The sequence below is a fragment of the Micromonospora sp. NPDC050795 genome (genome assembly GCF_044456785.1).
Classification (GTDB): Bacteria; Actinomycetota; Actinomycetes; order Mycobacteriales; family Micromonosporaceae; genus Micromonospora.
This window is the reverse complement of sequence record NZ_JBITGE010000033.1, coordinates 1-14,290: the sequence shown is the minus strand read 5'-3', so window position 1 is coordinate 14,290 and position 14,290 is coordinate 1. Positions and strand designations below refer to the sequence as shown.

The 14,290-nt window shown below is 72.3% G+C and carries 11 protein-coding genes; 4 read left to right on the top strand and 7 right to left on the bottom strand.

Features of this window, described 5'->3' with window-relative positions; genetic code table 11:
- The first annotated feature begins 48 nt into the window (after positions 1–48).
- A complete protein-coding gene (locus ACIBEF_RS25390; RefSeq protein WP_396795642.1) occupies positions 49–693 on the top strand; it encodes a hypothetical protein in 645 nt (214 codons plus the stop codon).
- Positions 694–739: 46 nt separating this feature from the next.
- Here ACIBEF_RS25390 and valS read toward each other — a convergent pair whose 3' ends face one another.
- The 6 genes from valS to ACIBEF_RS25360 all read right to left on the bottom strand — a co-directional run bounded on the left by valS (position 740) and on the right by ACIBEF_RS25360 (position 10,714).
- The gene (gene valS, locus ACIBEF_RS25385; RefSeq protein ID WP_396795641.1) at positions 740–3,304 is read right to left on the bottom strand and encodes a valine--tRNA ligase; all 2,565 of its coding nucleotides are present in this window, start codon (positions 3,302–3,304) and stop codon (positions 740–742) included.
- Positions 3,305–3,395: 91 nt separating this feature from the next.
- Positions 3,396–5,276, bottom strand: coding sequence for an ABC transporter ATP-binding protein (locus ACIBEF_RS25380; RefSeq protein WP_396795639.1), 1,881 nt, complete (start codon positions 5,274–5,276; stop codon positions 3,396–3,398).
- On the bottom strand, positions 5,273–7,129 hold the full coding sequence (locus tag ACIBEF_RS25375; RefSeq protein ID WP_396795638.1) for an ABC transporter ATP-binding protein: 1,857 nt from the start codon (positions 7,127–7,129) through the stop codon (positions 5,273–5,275). The genes ACIBEF_RS25380 and ACIBEF_RS25375 overlap by 4 nt, the downstream gene beginning before the upstream one ends.
- Before the next feature lie 37 nt (positions 7,130–7,166).
- Positions 7,167–7,676, bottom strand: a complete 510-nt coding sequence (locus ACIBEF_RS25370; protein ID WP_355010172.1) for a methylated-DNA--[protein]-cysteine S-methyltransferase — start codon at positions 7,674–7,676, stop codon at positions 7,167–7,169.
- The gene (locus tag ACIBEF_RS25365) at positions 7,673–9,157 is read right to left on the bottom strand and encodes a DNA-3-methyladenine glycosylase 2 family protein (protein WP_396795637.1); all 1,485 of its coding nucleotides are present in this window, start codon (positions 9,155–9,157) and stop codon (positions 7,673–7,675) included. The genes ACIBEF_RS25370 and ACIBEF_RS25365 overlap by 4 nt, the downstream gene beginning before the upstream one ends.
- A gap of 78 nt (positions 9,158–9,235) precedes the next feature.
- Complete coding sequence (locus ACIBEF_RS25360; protein WP_396795635.1) at positions 9,236–10,714, bottom strand: FAD-binding protein; 1,479 nt, start codon at positions 10,712–10,714, stop codon at positions 9,236–9,238.
- A gap of 294 nt (positions 10,715–11,008) precedes the next feature.
- Here ACIBEF_RS25360 and ACIBEF_RS25355 point away from each other — a divergent pair, with 294 nt between their 5' ends.
- Complete coding sequence (locus tag ACIBEF_RS25355; protein ID WP_396795634.1) at positions 11,009–11,512, top strand: hypothetical protein; 504 nt, start codon at positions 11,009–11,011, stop codon at positions 11,510–11,512.
- A gap of 105 nt (positions 11,513–11,617) precedes the next feature.
- Positions 11,618–12,352 (top strand): Type 1 glutamine amidotransferase-like domain-containing protein, encoded by a 735-nt coding sequence (locus ACIBEF_RS25350; RefSeq protein ID WP_396795633.1) that lies wholly within the window; start codon positions 11,618–11,620, stop codon positions 12,350–12,352.
- Positions 12,353–12,355: 3 nt separating this feature from the next.
- Here ACIBEF_RS25350 and ACIBEF_RS25345 read toward each other — a convergent pair whose 3' ends face one another.
- Complete coding sequence (locus ACIBEF_RS25345) at positions 12,356–12,925, bottom strand: exonuclease (protein ID WP_396795632.1); 570 nt, start codon at positions 12,923–12,925, stop codon at positions 12,356–12,358.
- Positions 12,926–13,068: 143 nt separating this feature from the next.
- Between ACIBEF_RS25345 and ychF the strand changes: the two genes are divergently transcribed.
- Positions 13,069–14,154: a redox-regulated ATPase YchF gene (gene ychF / locus ACIBEF_RS25340; protein WP_355010165.1), complete on the top strand. Its 1,086-nt coding sequence runs from the start codon at positions 13,069–13,071 to the stop codon at positions 14,152–14,154.
- The last annotated feature ends 136 nt before the right edge of the window (positions 14,155–14,290 follow it).

Sequence of the window (14,290 nt, the reverse complement as noted above, 5' to 3'; positions counted from 1 at the left end):
GGCTGGCCGGATGGACCGGTCGGGCCATCTCCGGCCAGGCTGGTGGGCGTGAGCGTCGAAGCGGAGCGGACGTCGTTGGCTGAGCCGTACTCCCGGAGCAGCCGGCCGTGGCTGACCAGCCTGGCCGTCGCCGGGCTCGCCTGTGCCACGGTCGCCACGGCGGCTCAGGGCACCGGCCAGTTCCACTGGTGGGCTGTCTTCATCCTGATCCCGGCCGCGTTGATCGCGGCCAGCGGCGGGCCGTTGCTGGTTCGCGGCGGCGGCCGGGCGTTCGCCGGGTACATGCTCGCCTGCGTCGGCACGATCGTCTTCGCGGTCGGCGCGCTGCTGATGTTCGGCGTGATGGGGCGAGGCTGGCCGCTCCTGGTGGTGCTGCCCTGCCTGGCGGTGGCCGGCACCTACTGGTGGCGGGCGGCCCACCCGCTCGTTCGCGGCCTGCACCGGGCGGTGGCACTGCTCGCGCTGACCGGCGCGCTGCTCGGCCTGACCCTGCAACTGATCCGGGTGGATCTGATCCATTTGAAGACCGGCTGGTGGGGCGCTTTCCTGATGTTGGCCGGGGCCATCGTGCTGGGCAACGCGGGGGAGCTGACCCGGCACCGGATGCCGTACCGCCTCCAGGCGATCACCCTGCTGGTGGGGCCGGCCGTGATCGCGTTCCTGCTCGGGCTGCGCTTTCTGCGCGGCTGGTGACGCACCGGTCCGCCGCAGCCCGAGCGGGCGGCGGCGGACCGGCAGGTCAGAAGGCGCAGGCGATGACCAACTCCGGGGTACGGTCCGGGAGCAGGTCGAGTTTGCCGATCCGGCCCGCCGCCCGTAGGTCGTCGGCGACCAGCGTGAGCTGCTCCAGCAGCGCCGCCGGGCCGAGCGCCTCCGCCAACGGCACCTCCGCCTTCATCGACAGCTTCCGCTCGGATTTGGCCCGTCGCACCTGGCTCAACGCGTCACCGGCGAGCCGCAGCAGCGCGGGCTCACCCGAGCCCTCGATCGTCCGGGCCACCTCGTAGGTGGTGGGCCACGGCGCCTGGTGCACCGAGCCGTACCGCCACCACGACCAGACCTCCTCGGTCACGTACGGCAGCACCGGGGCGAACAACCGCAGCTGCACCGACAGCGCCGAGGCCAGGGCCGCCCGTGCGGAGTCCGCCGCCGGGCCGGTGCCGTAGGCCCGCTCCTTGACCAGCTCGATGTAGTCGTCGCAGAACCGCCAGAAGAACGCCTCGGTGACCTGCAGGGCCGCCGTGTGGTCGTACGAGTCGAAGGCGGTGCCGGCGGCGGTGACCACGGTGGCCAGTTCGGCGAGCATGGCCCGGTCCAGTGGTGTCGTCGCCGGGGCGCGCAACGCGTCGGCGGCGCCCAGCCCGAGCGCGAACTTGGACGCGTTGAGCAGTTTGGTGGCCAGTCGCCGGCCGACCTTGATCTGCGCCGGGTCGAAGGCCAGGTCCATGCCGGGCTTGCCGCTGGCCGCCCAGTAGCGCACCGCGTCGGAGCCGTGCTGCTCCAGCAGCGCCAGCGGGGTGACCACGTTGCCCTTGGACTTGGCCATCTTCTTGTGGTCCGGGTCGAGGATCCAGCCCGAGAGCACGGTGTCCCGCCAGGGCAGCACCCCGTGCTCGAAGTGCGAGCGGACCACCGTGTCGAAGAGCCAGGTCCGGATGATCTCCTGCCCCTGCGGGCGGAGGTCCATCGGGAAGACCCGGGCGAACAGGTCCGGGTCGGTCTCCCAACCACCGATGATCTGCGGGGTCACCGAGGACGTGGCCCAGGTGTCCAGAACGTCCGGGTCGCCGATGAAGCCGCCCGGTCGGCCGCGTTGCGACTCGTCGTAACCGGGCGCCGGATCGCTGGACGGGTCGACCGGCAGCGCGGACTCGTCCGGCGTGAGAGGGTGGGACCAGTCCGGCTCGCCAGTGTCGTCGAGCCGGTACCACACCGGCACCGGCACACCGAAGAAGCGCTGACGGCTGACCAGCCAGTCCCCGTTGAGGCCGCCCACCCAGTTGTCGTAGCGGTGTTTCATGTGCGCCGGCACCCAGTGCAGCTGCTCGCCCCTGCCCAGCAGCGTGGCTCGCAGCGCCTCGTCCCGGCCGCCGTTGCGCAGATACCACTGTCGAGTCGACACGATCTCCAGTGGCCGGTCGCCGCGTTCGTAGAACTTGACCGGGTGGGTGATCGGACGCGGCTCGCCGATCAGGTCACCGGCGTCGGCCAGCATCCCGACGATCTCCCGACGGGCGGCGTTGACGGTCTGCCCGGCCAGCGCCGCGAACGGCTGGGCCGGCACCCCGTGCGGCGGCTCGGGGAGCAACCGACCGTCCCGGCCGATCACCACCCGGGTGTCCAGCCCCAGCTCACGCCACCAGGTCACGTCGGTCAGGTCACCGAACGTGCAGACCATCGCGACACCGGTGCCCTTGCCGGGTTCGGCGAGGGGATGGGCGTACACCGGCACTTCCACGTCGAACAGCGGACTGCGCACGGTGGTGCCCACCAGGTCGGCGTACCGCTCGTCGTCGGGGTGGCAGACCAGCGCCACGCAGGCCGGTAGCAGCTCCGGCCGGGTGGTGTCGATGAGCACCTCCCGCCCGTCGGCCGCGGTGAACCGCAGCCGGTGGTAGGCGCCGGGGCGCTCCCGGTCCTCCAGCTCCGCCTGGGCGACAGCGGTGGCGAAGCCGACATCCCACAGGGTCGGCGCCTCCGACTGGTACGCCTCGCCGCGGCGCAGGTTGCGGACGAACGCTCGTTGGCTGGTGGTCCGGGCGATCCGACCGATGGTCGTGTACGTCAGGGACCAGTCCACCGACAGCCCGAGCCGTCGCCACAGCGCCTCGAAGGCCTGCTCGTCGGTGACCGTCAACCGTTCGCACAGCTCGATGAAGTTGCGCCGGGAGATCGGGGTGGGGTCGCGGCGCGCCGTGTCGTCGACCGGAGCCGCCGGTGGCCGCCACACCGGGTCGTACGGCAGAGCCGGATCGCAGCGCACCCCGTAGACGTTCTGCGCCCGACGCTCGGTGGGCAGGCCGTTGTCGTCCCAGCCCATCGGGTAGAAGACGGCCTTGCCGCGCATCCGCTGGTACCGCGCGGTGGTGTCGGTGTGCGTGTACGAGAAGACGTGCCCCATGTGCAACTCGCCCGATACGGTCGGCGGTGGGGTGTCGATCGAGAACACGTCGCTCCGCTGCTTCGAGCGGTCGAACGCGTACGTGCCTTCCTCCTGCCAGCGGCGTGCCCAGCTCTCCTCGAGCCCGTCCAGGGTCGGACGCTCGGGAACGCCGGCGCGGGCCGTCCTCGCCGTATCGGTCATCCTGCGATCGTAGGCACCCACCGGCTGCGGGGCGACGGAGTTGCGACCGAACACACCGGCCGGCGGTCGTGGCCGCGGTGGGGCGACCCGGTCAGATCAGCGAGTCACGCCACTGGCGGTGCAGGGCGGCGTACCGGCCGTCGGCCTGGGCGAGCACGGCCGGTGGGCCGTCCTCGACGACCCTTCCGCCGTCGAGGACGAGCACCCGGTCGGCCGTTTCCACAGTGGACAGACGATGTGCGATCACCAGTGCGGTGCGGTCGCGCAGGATGGTGCCGAGTGCCCGCTGCACCAGACGTTCCGTCGGCACGTCCAGCGACGACGTCGCCTCGTCCAGGATCAGCACTGTCGGGTCGGCCAGGAACGCGCGGGCGAACGCGACCAGCTGCCGCTGGCCGGCGGAGAGCCGGCCGCCGCGCCGGTGCACCTGAGTGGCGTACCCCTCGGGTAGTGCGGCGATGAAGTCGTGCGCGCCGATCGCCCGCGCGGCGGCCTGGACGGCGGCGTCGTCGGCCCCCGGGCGACCGAACCTGATGTTCTCCGCGACGGTCCCGCTGAACAGGTGGTTCTCCTGCGTCACCAGCACCACCGCGCGGCGCAGGTCGGCGTCGCGTACGTCACGCAGGTCGACCCCGTCGAGCCGTACCGTGCCGGTGTCGGGGTCGTGGAACCGGGCGACCAGCTTGGCGATCGTCGACTTGCCCGCCCCGGTGGGGCCGATCAGCGCCACGGTCTGCCCGGCCGGCACTGTCAGCTCGAGCCGGCAGAGAATCGGGGTGTCGGCCCGGTAGCCGAAGCCGACCGAGCAGAAGATCAACTCACCGCGGCCGGGACCGGTCGGCAGCGGTGTGGGCCGGGCCGGTTCGGCGACGGCCGGTCGTTCGTCGAGCACCCCGGCCAGCTTCTCGAGTGCGGCGGTGGCCGACTGCAACGAGTTGTAGAACTGGCTCAGCTCCTGCATCGGCTCGAAGAAGCGGCGTAGGTAGAGCAGGAACGCGGCGAGCACACCGATCTCGGTCTGCCCGCCGAGCACCCGCCAACCGCCGTAGCAGAGCACCGCCGCCACTGTGACGTTGCCGATCAGCTTGATCGCGGGCGAGTACGTGGCGATCAGCCGGAACGCGTGCAGGCTGCTTTGCCGGTAGTCGTCGCCGAGCGCCACGAAGATCCGTTGGTTGCGAGGCTCCCGGCGGAACGCCTGCACCGCCCGGATGCCCCGCATCGACTCGACGAAGTGCACGATGACCAGCGCGACCGCGTCCCGGGTCCGTCGGTACGCGCTGGCCGACGACCGGGCGAACCAGCGGGAGAGCCAGAACAGGAAAGGGAAGGCGAGCAGCGTCACGGCCGCCAGCGGCAGATCCAGCCAGAGCAGGATGGCGGCCACCGACAGGATGGAGAGCCCGGCCAGCACCAGGCTGTCGATCCCACCGTCGACCAGCTCGGCGATCGAGTCCAGGTCACTGGTGAGCCGGGAGACCATCCGGCCGGACGTGTACCGCTCGTGGAAGCCCACCGACAGCCGCAGGAAGTGCCCGAACACCCGCTGCCGCAGGTCGAGCAGGACGGCCTGGCCGATCCGGGCGGAGAGGGTGAGGAAACCGCGGCGGGCCGCGTACTCGGTCACCGCGGCCACCGCGAACGCCCCGGCGACGGTGACCAGCGGGCCGGCGTCGCCGGCGCGCAACGGCGGGATGGCCCGGTCGATGCCGATCATGACCAGGTACGGGCCGGCCATCGCGGCGGCGTTCTGGGCCAGCAGCAGGGCGACCGCCGCGGCGAGACGCCGCCGATGCGGGCGGAGCAGGTCGCCCAGCAGGGTTCGGCTGAGCCGGCGTAGCCGGGCCACCGCCTCGGGGCTGGTGTCCTCAGCTCGGCTGCGGTCGGCCTCCGGGTCGGTGGCCGTTCCGCGCCAGCGGTTGAGCTCGGGCTCCTCCTCGGGAGGTGGGTCGGCCTGCTCCGGCGCCCTCACGAGCGCACCAGCCCCCACCCGTCCGACGGCGACGAACTCGGGCCGCTGGCACCGGCCGGAGGTGGGTGCCCGGCGGGCGGCTCGGCGGCGAGCAGCGCCCGGTACGCCGGGACGGTGGCCAGCAGGTCGGAGTGCCGGCCGGTCGCCGTGATCCGTCCGTCCTCCAGCAGGGCGACCCGGTCGGCCAGGGCGATCGTCGACGGCCGGTGCACCACCAGCAGCGCGGTGCTGTCGCGCAGGACCCGCCGCAGCGCCGCTTCGACCAGGGCCTCGGTGTGCACGTCGAGAGCGGAGAGCGGATCGTCCAACACCAGCACCGCCGGGTGTCCGAGCACGGCCCGTGCCAACGCGAGCCGTTGCCGTTGCCCGCCGGAGAGGGACAACCCCTGCTCGCCCACCCGGGTCGCCAACCCCCAGGGCAGGTCGTACGCGAAGTCGGCCTGGGCCAGCGCGAGGGCCGCACGGATCTCGTCGTCGTCGGCGTCCGGGCGACCCAGGGTGAGGTTCTCCCGCACCGACATGGAGAAGAGCGTCGGCTCCTCGAACGCCACCCCGACCAGCCGACGCAGCGAGGCCAGCCGCAGCTCGCGCAGGTCGTGCCCGTCCAGGGTGATCCGGCCGGTGGTCACGTCGTGCAGCCGGGGCACCAGGGCGAGCAGCGTGCTCTTGCCGGAGCCGGTGGCGCCGACCAGTGCCAGCGTCTCGCCCGGCTCGATGGTCAGGTCGATCTCGCGCAGCACCCCGGTGGTGGCACCCGGATAGCTGAACGCGACCCGTTCGAAGCGCAACCGACCGTGCACCGCGTTGCGCGGCAACGCGACAGCGCCGGCGGAATCCACTATCTCCGGTGGAGTGTCCAGCACCTCCTGGATGCGGTCGGCGGCGGTGGCCGCCTCCTGACCGTTGGCGATGATCCAACCCAGTGACTGCACCGGCCAGATGAGCATCAGTTGGAGGCTGACGAACGCGACCAGCTCGCCGATGGTGAGCGCGCCCTGCGCGGCGGCGGCCGCCCCGGCCGCCAGCACCACGCCCAGGGTCACGTTGGGCACCAGGTCGAGCAGCGCCGAGGTGTTCGCCAGCAGCCGCCCCTTGCCGACGCCCGTGTCGTGCAGCCGCCGGGCCGCACCGGCGAAGCGAGCGGCCAGCTCGGGCCCCCGCCCGTACGCCTTCATGGTGCGCAGGCCCTGCGCGGTCTCCTCGACCAGCGTCGCCACGTCGCCCTGCTGGTCCTGCATCCGGCGGGACGCGGCGTGGTAGTGCCGGCCGAACCGGCGACTGATCAGCAGCAGCGGCACCGCGCTGGCCGCGACCAGCACCCCGAGCGCCGCGTGCAGGTTGATCAGCAGCACCACCACGACCACGTACGTGGTCAGGTTGAGCACCAGGAAGAAGACGCCGAAGGAGAGGAACCGGCGGATCACCGACAGGTCGCTGGTGATCCGGGAGAGCAACTGGCCGGACTGCCAGCGGTCATGGAAGCTGGTTGGCAGCCGTTGCAGGTGGGCGTAGACGTCGGCGCGCAGCGCCGCCTCCATGCCCACCGCCGAGGACGACTGGACCCACCGGCGGATGAAGATGAGCACCGCCTCGACCACGCCGAGCAGCAGCGCCAGGCCGCCGAGCTGAAGCAGCCCGGCCGGTTCGTGTCGGGCCACCGGCCCGTCCACGACCCGCTGCACGACCAGCGGTACGGCGATCCCGGCCGCGGTGCCGGCGAGACCCGCGACGAGCAGCCAGGCGAACTCGGCGGCGTACGGGCGCAGGTAGGGGCGAAGCCGCCAGAGGTTGTGCACGGGGTGGGTGCCCGCGGCGGCCCGGGCGGCCGGGTCGCCGTCGCTCTCCACAGGCACTACCAGACGGTAGCGTCAATGAGTGTCGGTGCTCCTGTCAGCTTGTTGTCAAGCGTCGCTCATGACCGAGAAGCCACTTCTTCACGTCCAGCCCCCAGCGGTAGCCACCGAGCGTGCCGTCGGTGCGAAGAACCCGGTGGCAGGGCACGAAGAGGGCTGCCGCGTTCCGGGCGCAGGCAGCCGCCGCGGCTCGGACCGCCGGTGGTCGACCGGCCAGCGCGGCGTACCCGGTGTAGGTGACGGGGGTGCCCGGCGGGACCTCGCGCAGCACCTGCCAGGCGTGCGCCATGAACTCGCCACCGGTGCGTTGACGCACCGGCACCGTGTCGATGGCGGCGAGGTCACCGTCCAGGTAGGAGTGAACCGCCGCACTGACCGGGCCGAGGTCGGCCCGCTCCCGTAGCGGTGCCCGCAGGGCCGGGTGGACCAGGGGCAGCAGCACCGCCGGGTCCGGGGTGAAGCCGGCCGCCCGTACGTCACCGTCGGGGCCGGCGAGGATGCTCAGTGGGCCGGCCGGTGTGCTCAGGACGGTGCTGTCGATGTTCATGCCGCTCTCCAGAGTCTGATCGTGGCGTAGGACCGCCAGGGACGCCAACGCTCGGCGTACCTGTCGAGGGTTTGTGGGGTGTCGGGCAGGCCGAGCGCCGCGGCCCCGCGCCGGACCGCGAGGTCGGAGCTGAGGAGGACGTCCGGGTCGCCGAAGGCGCGCATGGCCAGGTAGTTGGCGGTCCACGGGCCGATGCCGGGCAGCGCGAGCAGCCGCCGAACGGCCTCCTCCCGATCCACCCCCGCGGCGAGGTCGACGGATCCGTCCACCACGGCCCGAGCCAACCCCCGCAGAGCCTCCCGCCGCCCCACCGGCATCCCGAACGCCGGGTCCGGCAGGGCCAACAGGTCCTCCGCGCTCAGGAACCCCCGCAGCTCACCGCGTTGATCATGAGGTTGACCTGGGATTCGATCTTCTTCGACCGCGCCAACCTCATGATCGACGCGAGGGTGGGCGGTGAGGAGGCGGGTGAGGGTTGTTCGTGCCGACGTCACCGAGACCTGTTGGCCGATGATGGCGCGGACGGCCTGCTCGAAGCCGTCGACAGCACGGGGGACGCGGATGCCGGGTTCGGCGTTGATCACCGGGGCCAACGCCGGGTCGGCGGCCAGCGTGGCGTCGATGGCCGCCGGGTCCGCGTCCAGGTCGAGCAACCGCCGGCAGCGGGCCACCGCCGGCGCCAGGTCGCGCAGGTCGGCCAGCCGCAACGTCGCCGCCACGTGCCCGTCCGTCGGGGTCAGCGCCACCTGGCCGGTGCCGTGCGGCAACCGCAGACCCCGGTGGTACGTCCCGTCGCGGACCGCCTCCACGCCGGGCAACGCCCGCACCGCGAGGAAATCCAGCAGCGCCCGGGCGTGCAACGGCGGGCGGTACGCCAGCCGGAGCGAGATGGTCCCCGCCCCGGCCGGCGCCTGTTGGCGGCCACGGGCCGTGCGTAGGTCCGACGGGGCGCTCGCGTACACCTCGCGAAGCGTGTCGTTGAACTGCCGCACGCTGCCGAAGCCGGCGGCGAACGCGATCTCGGCCATCGCCAGGTCGGTCGTCTCGATCAGGATCCGGGCGGTCTGGGCGCGTTGGGCCCGGGCCAGCGCGAGCGGCCCGGCACCCATCTCGGCGCGCAGCATCCGGTGCAGGTGCCGCTCGGTGTAGCCCAGCCGGGAGGCCAACCCCGGAACGCCGTCCCGGTCGACAACCCCGTCGGCGATCAGCCGCATCGCCCGACCGACCACGTCCGCGCGGACGTCCCAGAGCGGTGAGCCGGGTGCGGCGTCCGGCCGGCAGCGTCGGCACGCACGCAGCCCGGCGCCCTGCGCGGCGGCGGCGGACGGGAAGAACCGGACGTTCTGCCGCTTGGGCGTGATCGCCGGGCAGGACGGCCGGCAGTAGATCCCGGTGGACGTCACACCGGTGTAGAACCAGCCGTCGAACCGCTGGTCACGGCTGTCGACGGCCCGGTAACACCGCTCGAAGTCCATCTCCATGTCACCGATGATGCCCCGCTCGGCCGGTCGTCGGCTGGCGGGAATCGGACCTGGGTGTGCCGGTGCGCGGAAGACCGGTCAACGAGGGCGTCGACGCCGCCGGTGCGGCTGGCCCGATCGGCCCGCCTGGCCGGATGGGCTCGCCTGGCTCGGCTGTGCGGCTCGGCTCGCCTGGCTCGGCTGTGCGGCTCGACTCGCCTGGCTCGGCTGTGCGGCTCGGCTCGGCTGGGTGGCGCGGTGTGGCTGGCCGGCCAGCAGGGCCGAGCGGAACACGCCGTCCGGGTCGTACCGCTTCCACAGCCGCCGGACCCGGGCCCCGGTCTCGCCCGGGTAGATCCGGGCGAACGCGGCCGGGTCCGGCCGGCTCTCGAAGTTGACGTACGCGCCGTCGGCGCGCGCCCCGGCGGCCCGCCAGGCGGCGTTCAACGCGGCGTCGGCCTGCGGCGGAAACACCGAGGCCACGATCAGCGTGTCCTGGTGGCGATGCGGGTACGCGGTCGCGTCGGAGGCGACGTCGTTGACCGCGCCGCCCAACGAGCGGAGCTGGATCACCGCCCGCCCCGGCCCGGTCACCGCCCGCGTCACGGCCCGCGCCCCGGCGTCGTCCAGCGAGGTGAACAGACCGTTCGTGGTCGTGCCACGCTGCTGTCCGACGTTGGGGTTGAGGTGCGCGGTCGGTACCAGCGTCGGGTAGGGCAGCAGGTCGGTCCGGTGTTCGAGCACCTTGCCGATGGCGAGCAGCGGCTCCACCGCCGGCCGGGCCCGGCGCAGGCTCTCGGCGGCGACCACCGCGGTGATGGACATGAGGACCGATCGACCCTCGGCGAACACCACGGCGGCCGCCGACAGCTCCCGTGGCGCCTGGGCGAGGTAGCTCGTCCACTCCCGGACGGTGCGGCCGTCCGGATGCGCCTCGACGACCAGTTGGGCGACACCGACGTTGCGCTGCTCGACCGCCTCGATCTCGAAGGCCACCACGATGCCCGCGCCGGCCCCGGCGCCGCGGACCAACCAGAACAGCTCCGGCTCGTGGTCGGCGTCCGCGCGTACCAGCGTCCCGTCCGCCAGCACCACCTCGACGGCGCGGACCCGGTCGATGGTGAGACCGTGGGCGCGGACCAGCCAGCCGACCCCACCGCCGGTGGCCAGGCCGCCGACGCCGACGCCGCCGTAGTCACCGGAGCTGATCACCAGGCCGTACGGGGCCAGCGCCTTCGCCACGTTCGCCCAACGGGCACCGGCCTCGACCCGGACCAGCCCGGCCCGCTCGTCGATCACCTGAACCCGGTTGAGCATGGACAGGTCGATGACGACCCCACCGTTGTTGGACGAGGCTCCGGAGAGGCCGTGCCCGCCGCTGCGGACCGCGATGGGCAGCCGCTGCTCCCGCGCGTAGCGGAGCGCGTCGACGACCTGCGCGGTCGTCTTCGGCAGCAGGACGGCCGCCGGAGACGCCGACCTGGTGTACGTCGAGCGCAGTTGCGCGTACCGGCGGTCGCCGGGCGTGACGATCTGCCCCCGGAGGGAGTCGGGTACCCGGGCCATGGCGGTGCTCATCGTCGCCCCCGCAGTTGGCGCCTCGGGTGTCCGGGATCGGTCATGGCCCAAGGATGAGCGGGCCGGCCGGCCTCGACAAATCCGCCGCCGATCGGCGCGGCGGGGGACGCTCGCCGGAACGGGAAGCACCGAGTGACGGTGACCCGAATCATCTACCCACCACCCCCTTTCGTTGGCACAGATACAGACGGCCCAGGTCACCGTCGCTATCCACGATCGGTGGGGGTTTTCGGCCCGAAAGTGTCGGTCGTGCCGGGTAGCGTCCGGCCACCAACTGAAGAAGGGGTGCGGCGGATGACGAGCGTGGCGGGTTGGGCGGCGGCGTCGACACCGGGTGCGTTCCCCCCGCTGCCCCGCGCGGTGGCGCAGTCCTTCTACCGCCGGATGCGGGCCGTCGCGCCGGCCGCCGTGGGCGCCATCGAACGGGACCGGGCGGGCGACCCCGAGCAGAGCTTCCCCGACACTGCCTGCGGCCGGTTGGCCGGCTCACTCGACGACGCGGGCCTGCGGGCCCTCGGGATGTGGACGCACCACTGGTGCATGCGCTTCTACGACGACGACACGAGCGTTGGCCGGCGGTTGATCCGCGAGATCGCCGCGCGGCCTGGGCTGGGCTGGACGGCCGACGAGGTGCGTTGGATGCTGCGCGAGTCGGTCTCGGCCGGGCCGGCCGCCGCCGACCGGTTCACACTGCCCCGCGCCGCCGCCGGGCAACTGCCCCCGGCCGACCGTCGGGCCCTGGGTCACTGGCCCGAGGCCGAGGTGCCCCGTCAACGGCGACCCGACCAGTCTAGTTGATCATGGCGGGCCACCAGTGGCTGGCGGTCGGCCCCACACCGAGCGCACCGCAGACCGGCTACGGCAGGATGGACGCCGCACCGCCCCCGACGGAAGGACGCTCCGATGCCCGCCAGCGAACCGACCATCATCGCCACCAGCATGGGCTTTTTCCGGGGCGACCGCGGGCCGTACGACCTGCGCCCCAGCCCGGTCTTCGAGCTGGCGGCCGAGTTGGCCGAGGCCGGTCCGCAACCGCGGGTCTGCTACCTCGGGCAGGCCGTCGGCGACCAACCCACCTCGCTGACCGCCGTCTACAGCGCGTTCGCCCCCACCCGGTTCCGGCTGTCACACCTCGCCCTGTTCCCGATGCCGAACGTCGAGGACGTCCGCGCCCACCTGCTCGCCCAGGACGTGATCTGGGTCGGCGGTGGCAGCGTCGCCAACCTGGTCGCGGTGTGGCGGGTGCACGGGCTCGACGAGATCCTGCACGAGTGCTGGCAGGCCGGCGTGGTGCTGGCCGGCGTGTCCGCCGGCTCGATCTGCTGGCATGTCGGCGGTGCCACCGACAGCTTCGGCCCCCGGCTGCGCGGCTTCACCGAGGGCCTGGCCTGGCTGCCGTACGGCAACGGGGTGCACTACGACAGCGAAGGCCAGCGCCGCCCGCTCATGCACGAGCTGGTCGGTGACGGCACGCTCCCCACCAGCCACTGCACCGACGACGGCGTCGGCCTGGTCTACCGGGGCACCCGGCTGGCCGAGGCAATCGCGGACCGCGAGGGTGTTTCGGCGTACGAGGTCAGCCGCGGCGCGGACGGCAGCGTCCGGGAGGCGGTCATCGCCCCGCGCCGGCTCAACTGAGCGTCACGCCTCCTCGACCGGCTGTCGGCGGCGCAGCACCGCGTCGAAGACCTGGGCCAACTCGGCGGCGTCCTCCCCGGCGTGGTGCGTGTGCGGCATGTCGTGCAGGCCCAACTCGTGCTTGATCATGTCCTGGCGGGTCCGGGCCCAGTCGCTGCCGGTCAACCCCATCCAGTAGCTGCGGAGATCAACACCGGAGCCGGTCGCACCGAACGGGCTGTGCCCGACGAAGCGGACGAAGTACCAGTGCACGAACATGCCGTCCCAGACGGCCGGGGCGGCGAGGAAGACCGGACGACCGACCCGGCGCAGCCCGTCGACCCAGGCCGCCGCGGCGGACATCGCCTCCTGCGCGGTGGGTGCCTCCCGCAGCAGCCGGTCCCGGTCCAGGCTGGAGACGGCCAACGCCGCCGGGACGAACTCGTCGGAGATGGGACGCAGTTCGGTGTAGAAGGTGAGGTCCGGGCGGCCGGCCACGGCCATGCCCAGCGAGATCATGCTGTACGGCCCGGGGATCGGCCCGTCCGCCTCCACATCGACGGCAATGTATAGCTCGGGCAACGTCGAGGTCATCCCACCTCCAACAGCGGAGCGTCGAACCGCGAGATTAGCAACGCCTGACGGGGCGCGGTGGGAGCGACGATCGACCAGCGGCGGGGTGCCGAATCGGAGCCGCGTGGACCGGCCCGGCCGGGACCGGCGTAAGCTGGCCCGTCGTGAGTCTCACCATCGGCATCGTCGGCCTGCCCAACGTCGGCAAGAGCACGCTGTTCAACGCGTTGACCAAGAACGACGTGCTGGCGGCGAACTACCCGTTCGCCACCATCGAGCCCAACGTCGGCGTGGTCGGGCTGCCCGACGAGCGGCTGGGCAAGCTGGCCGAGATCTTCTCCTCGCAGAAGGTGCTGCCGGCGCCGGTGTCGTTCGTCGATATCGCCGGCCTGGTCCGCGGCGCGTCGAAGGGGCAGGGCCGGGGCAACGCCTTCCTGGCCAACATCCGGGACGCCTCGGCGATCTGCCAGGTCGTCCGGGCCTTCTCCGACCCGAACGTGGTGCACGTCGACGGCAAGGTCTCCCCGGCCGACGACATCGAGACGATCAACACCGAGCTGATCCTCGCCGACCTGCAGACCCTCGACAAGGCGCTGCCCCGGTTGGAGAAGGAGGCCAAGCTCCGCAAGGACCGGGCCGCCGCTGTCGCCGCCGCGAAGGCCGCGATCGAGGTGCTCGACGGTGGCACCACGCTCTACTCCGGGGCCGCCGCCGCCAAGATCGAGCTGGAGCACCTGCGCGAGCTGCACCTGCTCACCACCAAGCCGTTCCTGTACGTCTTCAACGTCGACGAGGCCGAGCTGGCCAACGAGACGTTCCTCGACGAGCTGCGCGCCCTGGTCGCCCCCGCCGAGGCCATCTTCATGGACGCCAAGATCGAATCTGAGCTGGTGGACCTGCCCGAGGACGAGGCCCGCGAGCTGCTGGAGTCGATCGGGCAGAACGAGCCCGGCCTCAACCAGCTCGTCCGGGTCGGCTTCCGCACCCTCGGCCTTCAGACGTACCTCACGGCCGGCCCCAAGGAAGCGCGCGCCTGGACCGTCCCGGTCGGCGCCACCGCGCCGGAGGCCGCGGGTGTGATCCACAGCGACTTCCAGCGCGGCTTCATCAAGGCCGAGGTGGTCTCCTACCACGACCTGGTCGAGCACGGTTCGATGGCGTCGGCCAAGGCGGCGGGCAAGGTCCGCATCGAGGGCAAGGAGTACGTCATGCAGGACGGCGACGTGGTGGAGTTCCGCTTCAACGTTTGAGTCCGAAACGTTCCAGCACTAGACGAGTAAGTCCTAACGATCCCGGGGTGTGGGCATAGACGAAGGGTGTTGAAGATCTGTTTGTGACGACAGACCTCAACACCCTTCTGACCGCACTGTACGTGAAGATCGACGA

Excerpts from the sequence above, each read along its gene's own strand:
- valS (WP_396795641.1), bottom strand. The coding sequence starts at position 3,304 with ATGACCGATACGGCGAGGACGGCCCGCGCCGGCGTTCCCGAGCGTCCG.
- ACIBEF_RS25370 (WP_355010172.1), bottom strand. The coding sequence starts at position 7,676 with ATGAACATCGACAGCACCGTCCTGAGCACACCGGCCGGCCCACTGAGC.
- ACIBEF_RS25365 (WP_396795637.1), bottom strand. The coding sequence starts at position 9,157 with ATGGAGATGGACTTCGAGCGGTGTTACCGGGCCGTCGACAGCCGTGAC.
- ACIBEF_RS25360 (WP_396795635.1), bottom strand. The coding sequence starts at position 10,714 with ATGAGCACCGCCATGGCCCGGGTACCCGACTCCCTCCGGGGGCAGATC.
- ACIBEF_RS25355 (WP_396795634.1), top strand. The coding sequence starts at position 11,009 with ATGACGAGCGTGGCGGGTTGGGCGGCGGCGTCGACACCGGGTGCGTTC.
- ACIBEF_RS25350 (WP_396795633.1), top strand. The coding sequence starts at position 11,618 with ATGCCCGCCAGCGAACCGACCATCATCGCCACCAGCATGGGCTTTTTC.
- ACIBEF_RS25345 (WP_396795632.1), bottom strand. The coding sequence starts at position 12,925 with ATGACCTCGACGTTGCCCGAGCTATACATTGCCGTCGATGTGGAGGCG.